Below are 16,331 nucleotides of genomic sequence, written 5' to 3'. Positions count from 1 at the left end.
GTTAAAGAGCGTGCCTTTCGGCTAGGCGGCGTATATTACGCGCCTTTCGAACAATGTCAACGTCTTATTTCAACTTTATTTTGAAGCGAACTTCAAATCGTTTACTGCGTTAGTTTTGCTCTCAAACTCGTTGGGTAACTTGCGTTCCGTCCCGTGTCTGTGGGTGCGCATTATAGGGATTAAGATCACATTGGCAAGCGTTTTATTACGATTATTTGTAATTTAAATTCGTTTGCTCAATTAACATACAAACCTCTCTTTTTTCTTCATTTATATGCTATTTTTATTTTTATCTATTTATTAGATTTATCACTAGTACCTTTGAATGGGATTTAGGTAACATACGCGCCTTTTCTGCTATTAAGTTTTATTTAGTTACAATTAATGAGTGAGTTTTTATGACATTTTCGTTAGGCCAGCGTTGGATTAGTGACGCTGAATCAGAGTTAGGTTTAGGTACAGTAGTCGCAATAGAGGGACGTATGTTAACGCTGCTATTTGCAGCATCAGGTGAACAGCGCCTTTATTCAATAGAAGAAGCGCCAGTAACACGTGTACGTTTCAATATTGGAGATGAAGTATTAAGTCATGCTGATTGGTCTCTTTTAGTAACGGATATAGAAGAAAGCGAAAATATCATTACTTACATAGGTACACGAAAAGATACTGGTGAAGAAACTCAACTAAGAGAAACCTTCCTCAATAATTTTATTAAATTTAATAAACCTCAAGATAAATTGTTTGCAGGCCAAATTGATAAATTTGATCGTTTTGTTTTACGTTATAAATCATTACTAAATCAGCATGAACAACAGCGTTCGCACTTACGTGGTTTATTAGGTGCTCGTGTTGACCTAATTCCCCACCAATTTTATATTGCAGAGGAAGTAGGACAACGTCATGCGCCACGCATTTTATTAGCAGATGAAGTAGGGCTAGGTAAAACGATTGAAGCTGGTTTGATCATGCATCAACAGCTAATCACGGGCCGAGCTAAACGCGTATTGATTGTTTTACCTGAAAATTTACAGCACCAGTGGCTAGTTGAAATGCTGCGCCGTTTCAACCTGCACTTTAGTATTTTTGATGAGACTCGCTGTGAAGAAGCTTACTTAGATGCTGTTAACCCTTTTGATACTGAGCAACTTGTTTTATGTAGTATTGATCTATTACGTAAGCAAAAGCATTTGAAAAACGCACTGTTAGCAACTTGGGATCTAATGATCGTCGACGAAGCACATCATTTAATTTGGGATAAAGAGAAACCTAGCCCGCAATATAATGCAGTTGAGAAATTAGCTAACGAGATTCCAGGTGTATTGTTATTAACAGCAACTCCAGATCAGCTAGGGCACGAAAGTCACTTTGCACGTTTGCGTTTGCTTGATCCAAACCGTTTTTATGATTACCAAGCTTTTGTGAACGAAGAAGCAGGTTATAAACCGGTTGTTGAAGCTGTTAACCAACTACTTGATGGTAAGTTCTTAACAGATGAAGCTAAAAACAGCATTACAGAACTCTTATCAGAACAGGATGTAGAACCGTTACTTAAAACTATTTCAGATATTACGGTTGACCCGGAACAGCAACAAGTTGCACAACGTGAACTAATTCGTGGTTTATTAGACAGACACGGGACAGGCCGTTTATTATTTAGAAATACACGTTCTGCGATCAAAGGTTTCCCTAAACGTTTATTAAAATCAGTTGCGTTAACTTTACCAGATCAATATAAAACCGCACTTAAAGTATCAAAAATGATGCCAGTGGGTAGCCTTGAAGAACAAGCTTTCTCTGCACTTTATCCTGAACAAATCTATCAAGCATTTGAAGCATCTACAGATAACTCTTGGTGTGCATTTGATCCACGCATTAGCTGGATTATTGATCTTGTACAGCAAAATAAAAATGAGAAAATTCTAATCATTGCAGCTCAAGCTCAAACGGCATTGGCTATTGAAGAAGCATTACGTACACGTGAAGCAATTAAAGCAGCAGTTTTCCATGAAGGTTTATCGCTAATTGAACGTGATAAAGCAGCAGCATACTTTGCGCAAGTCGAAGATGGCGCACAGGTAATGGTATGCTCTGAGATTGGTTCAGAAGGCCGTAACTTCCAGTTCTCTCATCACCTAGTGCTATTCGATCTACCAATTAACCCAGATCTACTGGAACAACGTATTGGGCGTTTAGATCGCATTGGTCAACGTTGTGATATCCAAATTTATACGCCATACCTTAAAGACACCTCTCAGGAGTTTTTACAACAATGGTATGAACAAGGTTTATCAGCTTTCACACAAACAACACCTACTGGTCATACTGTTTATGAATCAGTAAAAGATGAGCTGATTAACTTGTTAGCAACTGGTGATAATGAGCAAGGTCAACTAGATCAATTAATTAAACGTACAGCAAAATTAAATTCTGAGCTTAAAGCAAACTTAGAACAAGGCCGTGATAAGTTATTAGAAATTAACTCTAGTGGTGTTCTACAGAATAGTAATTTACTTGATGATATGACTGAGATAGATCAGTTACCACACTTCACTGGCTTTGCATTACAGATGTTTGATGTCTTAGGGGTACAACAAGAAGATAGCAGCGATCAATGCTTAATCTTGAAACCTACTAGTAATATGTTAGCAAGTGATTACCCTGGCTTACCAGAAGAAGGTGTTACCGTTACATTTAATCGTCAAACTGCATTAAGTCGTGATGACGTTTCCTACTTAACTTGGGAACATCCTTTAATCAGTCATGGCATGGAGATGGTATTAAGCTCAGATACAGGGACTACCTCTGTTGCAATCTTAAAAAACAACTCATTACCGGCTGCCTCAACATTTCTAGAGTTAATTTACGTTGTTGAAGCGCTCAATACTGATAATGCACAATTGAGTCGTTTCTTACCGACAACACCGATAAGATTGCTGTTAGACAAGAATGCTAAAAACTTGGGTGAAAATGTAACTTTTGATAGCTTTGATCGTCAATTAAGCCCTATTAATCGTCATATTAGCCGTAAAGTAGCGAATGCTTCTCAGCCGTTAATACATCAATTGATTAAGCAATCTCTGCCTACGGCACAAACGTTAATGGCTGATATTCTTGATGAAGCGAAACAAAATATGCAACGTACGCTACAACAGGAAAGAGATCGCCTATTAGCATTAAAAGCGGTTAATCCTAATATCCGTGAAGAAGAGATCCAACACATCCGAGATCAGCAAACTAACTTTGAGCAGATTTTAGATAATACACAATTGAAGTTAGATGCGATTCGTTTCATTGTTTCAACTCACACATAATCTAGCATTGATATTTACGGGCCATTAGCAATATCTAATGGTCTGCATTAGTCACTATATCGGTAATTATTATGCCAAATTTTGTTTATAACCCACCCATGTCTCCTTATCTTGATATTCTTTATCAAGATCAAGATATTGTTGTATTGAATAAGCCCTCTGGATTATTAAGTGTGCCAGGAAGAGATCCATGGCATAAAGATAGTTTAGCACTGCGTGTCTTGCGTGTATGGCCTGAAGCTTGTGTAGTACACCGATTAGATATGGCCACTTCCGGCATTATTATTTTAGCCTTACGTAAATCAGCACAAAGCCACATGGGACGACAATTCCAACAAAAAGTAATCGATAAAACTTACTTCGCTCGTGTTGAAGGTGTTATCAAAGAAGACGGAGGGTTAATCGACTTACCTTTACGTTGCGATTGGGAAAACAGGCCTCGCCAAATTGTTGACTTTGAGCAAGGTAAAAGCTCACAAACAGAGTGGCAAGTAGTTAAAAGAGAAAAGCAAACCACCCTAGTAAAACTAATCCCTTTAACTGGAAGAACACATCAATTACGTGTTCATATGCAACAACTGGGTCACCCTATTGTTGGCGATGAGTTTTATGCTACTGAGTTCGGTAAAAAATATTCTCCAAATCGATTAGCATTACATGCTGCAAGTATCACCATCACCCACCCTTCTTCAGAATTACGAGTTAATTTTGAATGCCCAGCTCCTTTTTTGTAAATTTAACATCTAAGTATGAAAATTAATCTTTTGTCTTTATTTTTTAACATTAGATTTACAATTCAGGTTACTTATTATCAATGGTTATATTAAGTAACCTTTATGTTGCATAAAAACTATGTAAAGAACCTTAAAATGGTAGCGTTCATCCTTATTTTTCACTAAGCTTTAACTTGCTGAAAATTGTCGTAATACATAATTAATCGACAGCTTTATAAATCAATCAAACGCGTTATCTTGGCTTTGTGGTGTTAGCGCTATTTAAAAAATGCAGGTGATTAATGTCAGCTGCATTTTTTAAATGACACCCAAAATAAACCTCGATAACAATCTTTAATAATAAGCGATCATGGAATTACTATGCAGATAGGTATACCTAGAGAGATCCAAGAAAATGAAAACCGTGTAGCGGCAACACCTAGTACTGTTGCCCTACTTATTAAACAAGGTTTCACATTTCTTGTAGAACAAAATGCAGGATCAGCAGCAAGCTTTTCTGATTCATCTTACCAAGAAGCTGGCGCTGAAATCAGCACTGAAGCTGAAACTGTTTTACAATCAGACATTATCTTTAAAGTTAATGCGCCGACTCAAGCAGAAATTCAATTAATCAAAGAAGGCGCTACATTAGTAAGCTTTATTTGGCCTGCTCAAAACCCAGAACTATTAAAGCAACTAGAAGCTAAAAACATCAGTGTTATTGCGATGGACAGTGTTCCACGTACTTCACGTGCACAAGCATTAGATGCACTTAGTTCAATGGCGAATATCGCTGGTTACCGTGCCGTTATTGAAGCTGCAAACCAATTTGGTCGCTTCTTCACTGGTCAAATCACAGCTGCAGGTAAAGTACCACCAGCTAAAGTATTGATCGTTGGTGCTGGTGTTGCGGGTCTAGCTGCACTTGGTGCTGCTGGTAGCCTTGGTGCAATTGTTCGTGCATTCGATACTCGCCCTGAAGTTAAAGAGCAAATTGAAAGTATGGGTGGTGAATTCCTTGAAGTAAATTACGTTGAGGAAACAGAAGTCAGTACAACGGGTTACGCTAAAACAATGAGTGAAGGTTATCAAAAAGCGCAAGCTGAAATGATGGCTGAACAAGCTAAAGATGTTGATATCATCATCACAACGGCACTTATCCCAGGTAAACCAGCACCTAAGATCATTTCAGAAGATATGATCAAATCAATGAAACCAGGTAGCGTGATTGTTGATTTAGCAGCAGCGGCTGGTGGTAACGCAGCATTAACAGTGAAAGACGAAGTCTTTGAAACTGAAAATGGCGTTAAAATCATTGGCTACACTGACTTACCAAGTCGTTTACCAACACAATCAAGTCAACTATACGCAACAAACTTAGTTAACTTGATGAAACTACTTTGTAAAAACAAAGATGGTCAAATTGATATCGACTTTGAAGATGAAGTTATTCGTGGTGCAACAGTTGTTAAAGAAGGTGAAATTTCTTGGCCACCACCAGCAATTAACGTAAGCGCTGCTCCAACGCCAAAAGCTGAAGAGAAAGTAGAAGAAGTTGTTGAAGAAAAAGAACCAAACAAATGGATTAAACCTGCTGTTGCTGTTGTTGCTGCTGGTTTATTTGGTTGGTTAGCAAGTGTTGCACCAACAGACTTCCTAGCGCACTTCACTGTATTTATGCTGGCATGTATTGTTGGTTACGGTGTTGTTTGGAATGTTGCTCATTCACTACATACTCCATTAATGAGTGTAACAAATGCAATCAGTGGCATCATTATCATCGGTGCATTACTGCAAGTAGGTAGTGACAATAACGTCGTCACAGCTCTTTCAACAATTGCAATTCTTATTGCAACCATCAACATAGTGGGCGGATTTACCGTAACACACCGTATGTTGAAAATGTTCCAGAAGGATAAATAAACATGTCTCAAGGATTAATTACAGCTGCGTACATCATCTCGGCTATCCTATTTATTGGTAGCCTTAATGGCTTAAGCAGCCAAGAAAGCGCAAAACGCGGTAACCTATTTGGTATTATCGGTATGGTCATTGCGATTGCAGCTACGATTGCTAGCTCACAAGTGAGTGGCTTAGGTTACATCACTATCGCAATGGCTGTTGGTGCTGGTATCGGTGTTCGTTTAGCATTAAAAGTTGAAATGACTTCAATGCCAGAGCTAATCGCTATCTTACATAGCTTCGTTGGTTTAGCTGCAACCTTTATCGGTTTCAATTCATACTTAGACCATGCAATTTTAGAGCCTGCTGCACAAACAATTCACGATGTTGAAGTGTTCTTAGGTATCTTTATCGGTGCAGTTACTTTCACTGGTTCTATCGTTGCATACGGTAAACTAAGCGGTAAAGTAAACAGTGCAGCTTTATCTCTACCAGGTAAAAACTGGATCAACATTGCAGCAGTAACAGCAGCAGCATTATTATTAGTTGCTTTTGTTAGCGGTGATTTAGGCTTAACAGCACTTATCATTATGACTGTAATTGCATTAGCATTCGGTTGGCATTTAGTTGCTTCTATTGGTGGTGCAGATATGCCAGTAGTAGTATCAATGCTTAACTCTTACTCTGGTTGGGCTGCGGCAGCAACTGGTTTCATGCTAGCAAATGACTTGTTGATCATCACAGGTGCGTTAGTAGGTTCAAGTGGTGCGATTCTTTCTTACATCATGTGTAAAGCGATGAACCGTTCATTTGTAAGCGTAATCTTAGGTGGCTTCGGTAACGAAACCTTTGCACAAGGCGACCAAGAGTACGGCGAGCATACAGAAACAACTGCACAACAAGTTGCAGAGTCTCTTAAAGCGGCTAAAAACATCATCATCGTACCTGGTTACGGTATGGCTGTTGCACAAGCACAATACCCTGTTGCTGAAATTACTAAGCAATTACGTGCTAAAGGTAAAAACGTACGTTTCGGTATTCACCCAGTTGCAGGTCGTTTACCAGGCCACATGAACGTATTACTTGCTGAATCAAAAGTACCTTACGATATCGTATTAGAGATGGATGAAATCAACGAAGATTTCCCTGAAACTGATGTTGTATTAGTTATTGGTGCAAATGATACTGTTAACCCTGCGGCAAATGAGCCAGGTACACCGATTTCAGGTATGCCAGTACTTAACGTTTGGGAAGCAGAGAAAGTAGTTGTATTTAAACGTTCAATGGGTGCTGGTTACGCTGGCGTACAAAACCCACTGTTCTTTAATGAGAACTCTGAAATGTTATTAGGTGATGCAAAAGCATCGGTAGACGCAATTCTATCTAACCTTTAATCTAACGTTTTAATTAAAAATGCCGAATCAATTGATTCGGCATTTTTGTTTGTATTGCATTATAACGTTATTAAGCGCTGCAATTTGGGGCCTGAAGATTACTTTGTTTAAGGTTCTTCAATTCACTTTGTAAATCATTAATACGCGTTGTATTTGAAGGGTGAGTAGATAAAAACTCCATCGGTTCAGCTCCACCTGAGGCAATCGCCATATTTTTCCATAACTCTACACTTTGTAATGGGTCAAAACCTGCTTCACTCATTAAATGTAAACCTACAATATCAGCTTCTGATTCTTGTGCTCTGCCGTACGGCATCGTAATACCATATTGCACACCTAACCCTAATGCAGCTAGCCCTATCTCAGAGTATTCACTGCCGCTAACCGCAACACCAATCGCAGATGTTCCATAACCAGTAATTTGGCTTGAAGACAAACGTTCATTAGAGTGATTTGCTTGTACATGTGCGATTTCATGGCCAATCACTGTTGCCAGCTGATCTTGGGTTTTAGCTACAGATAACAATCCTGTATAAACACCAATTTTACCACCTGGTAACGCAAAGGCATTAACTTGATCACTATCGAAAACCACCACTTCCCATTCATCAAAGTCAGGTTGTTCGCCCAAAGTATCAGTTATCTGCTTACTCACACATTGCACATACGCATTAACTGCTGGGTCTTGATTAATGGTTTCCTGCTTTTTTATCTCTTCAAAGGAATTCGCACCCAATGTAGCCATTTCAGAACCATCAAATAACAACACTTGATTACGTCCAGTGGGTGAAGAGGTCACGCAGGCAGCGAGTAACAGGGAACTACTAATGAGGGATAATTTAGATAAGGAATGTTTCATCATAACTCCATTGACAAAATTGTAATGGAGCTATTATCTCAAGCTAATACTAAGAATGCGAATAAATTTTAAGCGTAACTAGAGCGCTCTTGATGCCAATGTTTATATTTAGGTAGCGTCATAATAACTAACAATAACAAACCACTGCCACCAATCATTAAAGTAGCTGCATAAGGACCAGTTAAACTAGTTTGTTGTAATAACCCAGTTAACAAAGCTGCGCCTGTCATTTGAATACAACCTAATAACGCACTTGCAGTACCCGCTCGTTCACCAAAAGCGCTTAAAGCCATCGAGGTAGCAGGCCCTAATAAAAGCGCGAAACCAACACATAACAGCAGCATAGGAGACATATAATATAAACCACCTATTAATAGGTTAGTAAAAGGTAACTGTTGCAAAACTAATTGCAGCGCACCAGATAACACCATCAACCATAACGCTATACTAACCGTTTGATGATTACCAACCTTTTTAATCACCTTAGGGGCAGCAAAACAGGCAATAATATTAATGATCGCATTAAAACCAAATAGGTAACTAAAAGTTAATTCAGACAAGCCTATATGTTTGATGATCCAACTCGGCGCATAAGAAACATAAGTTAAAATACTCGCCATACCGATCATACAAGTCAGTGCATAGAAGATAAACTGGCTATTAGCTAATACCGGTTGATAACGCGCCCAACGATATAAAGCAGCATGGTTATTAGCATGTTCAGGACGCGTTTCTGGTAACCTAAAGGCAACAATAAAAAGCACTAAAACAGCAAACGCTGTCATAAAGATAAACGAAGCTCTCCAGCCAAAGTGTAATGCTAAAAATCCACCTAAAGTTGGCGCTAAAGCGGGAATGACACAAATAACACCGTTCAAATAACTATAATAATGTGCGCTTTGCTGTACATTAAACTTGTCTCTCACAGCACTAAATACAACAATCGATGTGGCACAAGCAGCAATCCCTTGAAGTACACGCGCTAGTTGTAAATATTCAAACTGAACCACAACTGACGCAAAAAAACTACTCGCGATATACAAACAAATTCCCACCAAGGCAATTGGTCTACGCCCATATCTATCAGCTAATGGACCAATTAATACTTGCCCTATCCCCATCGATAAAATAAACAATATTAATGTCGATTGAACTTGTGTATCTGATACCCCAAATTCAACGGCCATTTCAGGCATAGATGGTAAATAGATATCGATGGCCAGTGGGCTTAACACCACCATCATCATTAAGATTGGTAACAACTTACGGCTCATAACTCTCTCTTTAAAAATAACGAAACTAAAATGTCAATTTGTGACATTAAACTGATAACAATGCTAGTGTAAATCAACTATGATATGAACAGAAATGATATTAATTCAGCTCTTATTTTCCCTACAGGAATATCTATGCATATTGATAAACTTACTCGAATAGACCTTAATTTATTAGTTATCTTGCAAGTTTTATTAGAAGAAAAAAGTGTTACTCGAGCAGCTACTCGCTTAAATGTCAGCCAATCAGCATTAAGTAAAAGCCTGTCTCGCTTACGCTTACATTTACAAGATCCTCTATTTACCAGAACTGCACACGGCTTAAAACCTACTACCCATGCACTAAATTTACAACAAAAGCTGCCTAAATTACTACAAGGGCTATACCAACTTACCCAAGCGCCTAGTTTTGATCCTTTAAACAGTGACCGACACTTTTCTATTAGTATGCTGGAAAGTGCATACGCAACTTTATTACCTTCGTTTATTGGGCCTTTATTACAGCAAGCTAGTCGTATTCACTTAGATATTTTGGGTTGGAAAGAAGGCTCGATGCAGGACTTACAAAAGGGAAAGGTAGAGTTTGGTATTACCGGTATAGATTATGATGATAAGCAACAGCTAAAAATCGATAATTTACCTGATGAATTAGCCTATAAGATTTTATTCTGCGACCATCAAACATGCTTAGTCAATGAACACCACCCAGCATTACAACATGTCGAGAATAATACTTGGGATATACAAGGCTACTTAGCATGTAATCACTTGCAGGTAAGTTGTGAAGGTAATAAGTTTTGGGCAATTGATTTTGCTCTAGAAAAGCATAATAAACAACGTAATATCATCAGTACGCTACCAGATTTTTATGGTGGTGCCAGTGTATGTGCACATAGCGACTTAATCTTTACATTACCAACCAGCTTTGTTCCACATGCACAAAAGCTATACCCACTTAAACAGATCCCATTACCTTTTCAACTCCATGAAATGGCTTACGTGTTGTTATGGCATAAAGGAAATACCGATGAGCCAGGTCATCAGTGGGTGAGAAATATGATTTGTGATAGTGTTGATAATGCATTTAAGAATAATAATAGTGATATCTATTAGACATCAAAAAAGGCGCTAAATAGCGCCTTGATAATAGGAATATAAAAAGAAAACTAAATGATTAACAATCTACTTTTTCTATCCAACCAAATTTATCTTCACGAAGACCGTATTGAATACCCGTTAGCTCATCGTATAAGTTACGAGAAACTTCGCCGGCTTTATTATCATTGATAAAGTAATCGACGTCTTTCCAACATAATTGGCCTACTGGAGAGATAACCGCTGCCGTACCACAACCAAAGGCTTCAGTGATTTTACCGCTTTTAATATCCGCTAAAATATCTTCTATTGCTAATTGCTCTTCAGATACAGTGTAACCAAGTGTAGGAGCTAATTGTAAAATTGAATCTCGTGTAATACCAGGCAAAATACTGCCGCTTAGTTTAGGTGTAACGATATGGTCACCGTAAACAAAGCAGATGTTCATCGCGCCAACTTCTTCGATATATTTGCCGTGAATTGCATCTAACCAAAGTACTTGAGAGTAACCTCGTGCTGCAACATCTTCAGACATGTATAAACTTGCCGCGTAGTTACCGCCCGTTTTTGCTTCGCCAACTCCACCAACAACTGCACGACGGTATTTATCTGCAACATAAACAGAAACAGGTGAGAAACCATCTTTAAAGTATGCGCCAGCAGGACCAGTAATAATAAAGTGTAAGTATTTATCACTCGCACCCAAGCCTAATTTTGCACCTGTCGCAATCATTGTTGGACGAATATATAATGATGTACCATTTTTTTCAGGTACCCATTTATTATCTATTTTGAGTAGTTCCATTAATGCATTAAGGTGAAACTCGACATCAATCTCAGGCATAACCATACGCGCAGCAGAACGATTAAAACGTTTAAAGTTTTCACGAGGACGGAATAAATGAATATCCCCCTTCTCTGTACGGTAGGCTTTCATACCTTCAAAGATCTCTTGGCCGTAATGTAAAACCGAAGCTGATGGGTCTAATTGCAGTGTTTGATAAGGTTTGATTTCAGCATTTGACCACTTTTGGTTTACATCATAAGTTTGTGTAAACATGTGGTCGGCAAATACTTCACCAAAACTAAATTCTGCCGGACAGGCATTTCGCTCTGCAACTGCTAGCGGTTTGATATCAATTGACATGTAACTCCCTTCTGTAACTAAATGCTTTACGACAATGGATGAAAAGTACAGGTATCATTGCTTATATGTCGACCGAATGTCGATTTTAAAAAATAATCAACAATACATCCACACTTCTTTTACAAATAAATGCAGATTAAGCTAATTTACCGTCTAAATAATGAATAGTTTTCGAGCAATAGCTCTAAAAGCGAACTTTTTAATGAGTAAAGACACATTGTTTAATATAATTCGCTAAATAATCAATGCTAGATTGAATATGTTGAGTATGTGTCAAACCACTTTTTACTCTTGGTTTAAGATCATGATCACCATCTTCTAACCAATGCAACAGAAACTCATTAGGTAGGCAATAACTGGTAACTTCTTCCTGATTGCCTAGCTTATCTCTTGTTCCTTGTAAAATCGCTACAGGAACCTTGATCTGAGCTAAATGTTCAACCCGTAATTTTTCCGGCTTACCTTGCGGATGAAAAGGGTAGCCTAAACAAGCGACACCTTTCACTTGAGGCAGTGTATGCTCAGCCATTAATAAACTCGCCATACGCCCTCCCATTGACTTACCACCGATCACCATAGGTTGCTCAAAATCATTAATAAGTTGTATAAATTGCTCAATCAGTTTCGGAGCACGTTCAGGTGGCCGACGACTACCTGTATCAACTCGTTGCTGCATATAATTAAAATTAAAACGAGCAACTCGAATACCTTGGTCTGCGAGCCCCAGACTAACAGCTTGCATAAAATCAGAGGTTAAAGGCGCGCCAGCGCCATGAGCAAAAACAAATAGTGGTCCATCTTCAGGCCCATTAAAAATTACTTCCATCATATTCTCAATTAATGACTAAAAATCAATAATACTTATTATACCAATCCCTCCTTTAAATTAACTGATATAAACATATTTCTACACGTTAATTTTGCGACTCTGAAATAGTTAATTTAAAATGTAAAACTTACGACTAAGGGCTTAATTGGAAACTTAAGGAAGATGATGCAAACAACTATCCCCAATAACATGCAAAAATGCAGCTTAACGCAAGTTGCTTTATTAAGAGAAATTGCCATTGAGACCTACCAGCAAACCTTTGCAGACAGTAATAGTGAAGACTTGTTACAAAAGTACTATCAAGAATCATTAAATATAAACCTGCTTTCGAACCAACTAAGTAACCCAGAAAGTGAGTTCTACTTTATTTATTCATCACCAATTAACGATAAAACAGCTCAAATAGCAGGATTTTTAAAGCTTAATGTGGGTAGTGCCCAGACCGATTTAGCCGACCATGAAGCTCTAGAAGTTGAAAAAATTTACCTTTTACAACAATTTTTAGGCAAAGGGTTAGGCCATCAATTAATTAATTTTGCCGTTGAACGTGCTGAACAGCAAGATAAACAGTATCTGTGGTTAGGTGTGTGGGAAGATAATCAACCGGCATTAAAATTCTACAATAAAATGGGCTTTTTCAAATTCGGTGAGCATGGGTTTGATATGGGTGGTGATATTCAGACTGATTATCTATTAAAAAAGTTACTAAAATAGGTTTTAAAAGAAAATTTAAACTAAATTGGTATTTTGTTAAGTCGCCTGTTGCAGTATTATATTTACTCTGATTACTCAACTTAACAATGCATTCGTATTATCTCATTTTTTACTATAAATGAGATATCGCCAAGGTTAATTAAGATACTTTGATATTAATATTAAATTCGCTTTAAATACTTTTCTCAAAATACCCCTCCTGATTAAAGGCACCTACATATTTTTAAGTGACATGTATGTACTTATTATAGAAAACAACGAAAAGTAAAAAGCAGCTATATATAAATTAAGCATCAACCTTAGTAAACAATGTTTAAATAATAAAATAATTGAATCAGTAAAATCTTAAAGTAGGTATATGGACATCATCAGATAACTTAGAAACAGTAATTGTTTTTATATGGAAAAAGTACTCTGATGCTTTACTTCAAACATATCATGTAAATACCATTTATAAATTTTTGCATGATATTGAGGATGATTAATTATGATATTAAAAAAACTGCAATTTAAAAAAGTTAAGTCAAAAATACTCGACAGATGCATCATGTTAATCAAACGGTTATATCGTAATGGAGACTTTAAAAAACTGATTAACAAAAGCGATATTATCTCCTTTGATATCTTTGACACTGTTATTGTTAGGAAAGTACTAGAACCCGCAGATATTTTTACCATTGTAGAACGTTTATATATTAAAAAGTATGGTGCTCTCGACTTTGATTTCAAAAAAATACGCATTAAAGCTGAACCAGAAGCTACGAAGGTAGCCACTAAAATAAGCGGTGTTCAATCCCTAAATTTAGATGAAATTTACCATCATATTCAATCAAATTATCATATCGACAATAAGATAATAGATAAATTAAAAACGTTAGAAATACAGACAGAACAAAAATTCTGTGTCAAAAATGAATACATGCATGCTTTCTATCAATATTGCATAGATAACGGTAAAAAAGTAATTTTCACCTCTGACATGTACTTACCTGAAAGTGTTATAACTAAAATTCTCCACGATAATGGGTACCGTACGTTCCATAAACTGTACCTATCTTCCACTATTCGTAAATCTAAATCTAAAGGGACCTTATTTAGTCATATTTTAAATGAGCTAGCTTGCCCGCCTTCTAGTATTCTACATATAGGTGATTACTTTTATGCAGATATCATCAATGCCATGAAAAAAGGCATTAAAACTTATTATTATAAAAAACCCAATGAATATGCATTTCAACATGTAGAGTTTAAAGCATTAAAAGAATTATATAACAATCGCTTATCTATTGATGAATCGATTTACTTTGCAACTATTATTAACAAAGTCTTTACGCGTAGAGATAATGACAATGCCAATCTTTGGTATGATTTTGGCTATATATATTGTGGTATTATTTATTTAGGCTTTATTCGCTGGCTAACCAATAAACTCATTGAGCAACAAGTTCATAAAGCTTTCTTTCTTGCACGTGATGGTTACATGATGCATAAAGTTTATAACTTAATGAATCGACATCAGGTCGTCCCGCCTAGTGAATATATGTATGCCTCTCGCAGAGCAATTACGATACCAACTATATGCGATGATATAGATGAGTCATCGCTCAAATTACTCTGTAATATTTTTCCTAATTTAACTGTAGAGCATTATCTAGAAAGAATACATCTCAACTCAGATCAACACATAGAAAAGATAAAAAAAGCAGGTTTTATCTGTAAAACCGATAAAATAATATCTGCATTAGATCAGGAAAAGTTAGCGGCACTTTTCAAATCATTAACAAAAGAAGTATGTGATATTTCAGCTAAAGAACGAGAAAACTTAACGAACTACTTACAACAAATTGATTTTATAAGTGCTGAGAAAATAGCCATTGTCGATATAGGCTGGCAAGGCACCATGCAAAACTCAATAGGAAAATTAGGTCGACTATTAGATAAAAAAATAAATGTTGAGGGCTATTACCTAGGTACATTTGAAACAGCACAGCGCCATGTTTCAAAAGGTTTACCAATGTCGGGTTATTTATGCAACTTTTCTCAGCCTAAAAAAAATTACGACGTTGTCGTAGGGTGCGTGCATTTATTCGAGTTTATTTTTTCTGCGCCCCACGGCTCTGTTATTAATTTTAAATCTGATAAAGAAGGAATAAGCCCGGTCTTTGAAAAGCATATCTCTTCTCATAGAACAACCGCGATAATAAATGAATTTCAAGAAGGCACATTAGACTTTATTAAAGACTTTATGGAAACTGAGAATGATTGCTGGAAAATGGATATCTCCCCAGAGTCTTCAATTAACCCGATTTCAAGGTTATTAACAGATCCCACGTATAAAGAATCAGTTCAATTCGGAAACTTAACTCACTCAGAGTATGTTGGAAGTCATAATTATGAGAGGCACTTAGCTAAAACCTCTGGATCATGGAGTGCTTTGATGTCCCCACTAAAGTTTAAAAAGCACTACTATGCATGTTTATGGAAAGTGGGATTTAGGCGGAGATATATAGGCAATATTTTACCGGAAAAGCTATTTTTATATATTAAGAAACTTAAAAAGAAAAAAGCTTATAGTTAAATTCGACTCAGTCTAATTAATAGCTCAGCATACAACTAATTGACGGCTCTTAATCAGTTTCAGTAACCGCTAATTTAGTTTTAATAAAATCACTATGATTTACATATAGTAATGACGCTACTTTGCGAATCAATGCTTCTTCCATTTCATCTAAATGTTCATCTGCATAGGCAACTTCCCACATAGCTTTGATTAAGTCGATACGCGCATCACTATCCAACTCTCCTAATTGCGAAGTGAAGTCAAATACAGAGTTACTTGTACTCACTTCTTTCATCCCTTCTTGCAGTAATGTGCTGGCATTATCCACATCTATATTAAGTAGTTTTTGCAAAGTATTAATGACTGCGGCTTCTTCTTTAGAGTCACTCTCATGATCTGCCACACAGACTTCGCAAAGTAAGCAAACGATAGCCAACGATTTATCGAATTCGGGGCTATCTGGCGGGATCATTGAATTTAAAAACTGTTTAATTTTTGCAATCATATTAAAACCTATTGATATCTTCTTTATA

12 protein-coding genes are annotated in these 16,331 nt (G+C 37.0%); 7 read left to right on the top strand and 5 right to left on the bottom strand.

Annotated elements, in window-relative coordinates; genetic code table 11:
• Nucleotides 1-398 precede the first annotated feature (398 nt).
• The 4 genes from rapA (at nucleotide 399) to pntB (ending at nucleotide 7,320) form a co-directional block, all read left to right on the top strand.
• A complete protein-coding gene (gene rapA, locus V5290_RS09490) occupies nucleotides 399-3,311 on the top strand; it encodes an RNA polymerase-associated protein RapA (protein ID WP_333384560.1) in 2,913 nt (970 codons plus the stop codon).
• Nucleotides 3,312-3,382: 71 nt separating this feature from the next.
• Nucleotides 3,383-4,045 (top strand): RluA family pseudouridine synthase, encoded by a 663-nt coding sequence (locus V5290_RS09485; RefSeq protein WP_333384557.1) that lies wholly within the window; start codon nucleotides 3,383-3,385, stop codon nucleotides 4,043-4,045.
• Nucleotides 4,046-4,405: 360 nt separating this feature from the next.
• The gene (locus tag V5290_RS09480) at nucleotides 4,406-5,947 is read left to right on the top strand and encodes a Re/Si-specific NAD(P)(+) transhydrogenase subunit alpha (RefSeq protein ID WP_333384554.1); all 1,542 of its coding nucleotides are present in this window, start codon (nucleotides 4,406-4,408) and stop codon (nucleotides 5,945-5,947) included.
• A gap of 2 nt (nucleotides 5,948-5,949) precedes the next feature.
• Nucleotides 5,950-7,320 (top strand): Re/Si-specific NAD(P)(+) transhydrogenase subunit beta, encoded by a 1,371-nt coding sequence (pntB, locus tag V5290_RS09475; protein ID WP_333384551.1) that lies wholly within the window; start codon nucleotides 5,950-5,952, stop codon nucleotides 7,318-7,320.
• A 70-nt stretch (nucleotides 7,321-7,390) separates the two neighbouring features.
• Here pntB and V5290_RS09470 read toward each other — a convergent pair whose 3' ends face one another.
• The gene (locus tag V5290_RS09470) at nucleotides 7,391-8,179 is read right to left on the bottom strand and encodes a M48 family metallopeptidase (RefSeq protein WP_333384548.1); all 789 of its coding nucleotides are present in this window, start codon (nucleotides 8,177-8,179) and stop codon (nucleotides 7,391-7,393) included.
• Nucleotides 8,180-8,247: 68 nt separating this feature from the next.
• On the bottom strand, nucleotides 8,248-9,453 hold the full coding sequence (locus tag V5290_RS09465) for a multidrug effflux MFS transporter (RefSeq protein WP_333384545.1): 1,206 nt from the start codon (nucleotides 9,451-9,453) through the stop codon (nucleotides 8,248-8,250).
• A 135-nt stretch (nucleotides 9,454-9,588) separates the two neighbouring features.
• On the opposite strand from V5290_RS09465, the gene V5290_RS09460 reads away from it, so the two are divergent.
• Entirely contained in the window at nucleotides 9,589-10,566 is a 978-nt protein-coding gene (locus V5290_RS09460) for a LysR family transcriptional regulator (protein WP_333384542.1), read from the top strand.
• A gap of 61 nt (nucleotides 10,567-10,627) precedes the next feature.
• On the opposite strand, the gene V5290_RS09455 is transcribed toward V5290_RS09460, so the two are convergent.
• Both V5290_RS09455 and V5290_RS09450 read right to left on the bottom strand, forming a co-directional pair.
• Nucleotides 10,628-11,695, bottom strand: a complete 1,068-nt coding sequence (locus V5290_RS09455) for a branched-chain amino acid aminotransferase (RefSeq protein ID WP_333384539.1) — start codon at nucleotides 11,693-11,695, stop codon at nucleotides 10,628-10,630.
• Between the two features lie 199 nt (nucleotides 11,696-11,894).
• Nucleotides 11,895-12,521, bottom strand: a complete 627-nt coding sequence (locus V5290_RS09450; protein ID WP_416351611.1) for an alpha/beta family hydrolase — start codon at nucleotides 12,519-12,521, stop codon at nucleotides 11,895-11,897.
• Between the two features lie 168 nt (nucleotides 12,522-12,689).
• On the opposite strand from V5290_RS09450, the gene V5290_RS09445 reads away from it, so the two are divergent.
• Nucleotides 12,690-13,238, top strand: a complete 549-nt coding sequence (locus V5290_RS09445; RefSeq protein WP_333384536.1) for a GNAT family N-acetyltransferase — start codon at nucleotides 12,690-12,692, stop codon at nucleotides 13,236-13,238.
• Between the two features lie 487 nt (nucleotides 13,239-13,725).
• Nucleotides 13,726-15,816: a hypothetical protein gene (locus V5290_RS09440; protein ID WP_333384534.1), complete on the top strand. Its 2,091-nt coding sequence runs from the start codon at nucleotides 13,726-13,728 to the stop codon at nucleotides 15,814-15,816.
• 49 nt (nucleotides 15,817-15,865) lie between these two features.
• Here the strand turns inward: V5290_RS09440 and V5290_RS09435 are convergent, their stop codons facing one another.
• Nucleotides 15,866-16,303, bottom strand: coding sequence for a TerB family tellurite resistance protein (locus V5290_RS09435; protein ID WP_333384531.1), 438 nt, complete (start codon nucleotides 16,301-16,303; stop codon nucleotides 15,866-15,868).
• Nucleotides 16,304-16,331: the final 28 nt, after the last annotated feature.

It is taken from the genome of Psychromonas arctica (assembly GCF_036697365.1).
Lineage (GTDB): Bacteria > Pseudomonadota > Gammaproteobacteria > Enterobacterales > Psychromonadaceae > Psychromonas > Psychromonas arctica_A.
Note: the sequence above shows the minus strand (reverse complement) of the source record. Positions and strands in the feature narration are given on the sequence as shown.

Coding starts and splice junctions, on each gene's coding strand:
- rapA (WP_333384560.1), top strand. CDS start 399: ATGACATTTTCGTTAGGCCAGCGTTGGATTAGTGACGCTGAATCAGAG.
- V5290_RS09485 (WP_333384557.1), top strand. CDS start 3,383: ATGCCAAATTTTGTTTATAACCCACCCATGTCTCCTTATCTTGATATT.
- V5290_RS09480 (WP_333384554.1), top strand. CDS start 4,406: ATGCAGATAGGTATACCTAGAGAGATCCAAGAAAATGAAAACCGTGTA.
- pntB (WP_333384551.1), top strand. CDS start 5,950: ATGTCTCAAGGATTAATTACAGCTGCGTACATCATCTCGGCTATCCTA.
- V5290_RS09470 (WP_333384548.1), bottom strand. CDS start 8,179: ATGAAACATTCCTTATCTAAATTATCCCTCATTAGTAGTTCCCTGTTA.
- V5290_RS09465 (WP_333384545.1), bottom strand. CDS start 9,453: ATGAGCCGTAAGTTGTTACCAATCTTAATGATGATGGTGGTGTTAAGC.
- V5290_RS09460 (WP_333384542.1), top strand. CDS start 9,589: ATGCATATTGATAAACTTACTCGAATAGACCTTAATTTATTAGTTATC.
- V5290_RS09455 (WP_333384539.1), bottom strand. CDS start 11,695: ATGTCAATTGATATCAAACCGCTAGCAGTTGCAGAGCGAAATGCCTGT.
- V5290_RS09450 (WP_416351611.1), bottom strand. CDS start 12,521: ATGGAAGTAATTTTTAATGGGCCTGAAGATGGACCACTATTTGTTTTT.
- V5290_RS09445 (WP_333384536.1), top strand. CDS start 12,690: ATGCAAACAACTATCCCCAATAACATGCAAAAATGCAGCTTAACGCAA.
- V5290_RS09440 (WP_333384534.1), top strand. CDS start 13,726: ATGATATTAAAAAAACTGCAATTTAAAAAAGTTAAGTCAAAAATACTC.
- V5290_RS09435 (WP_333384531.1), bottom strand. CDS start 16,303: ATGATTGCAAAAATTAAACAGTTTTTAAATTCAATGATCCCGCCAGAT.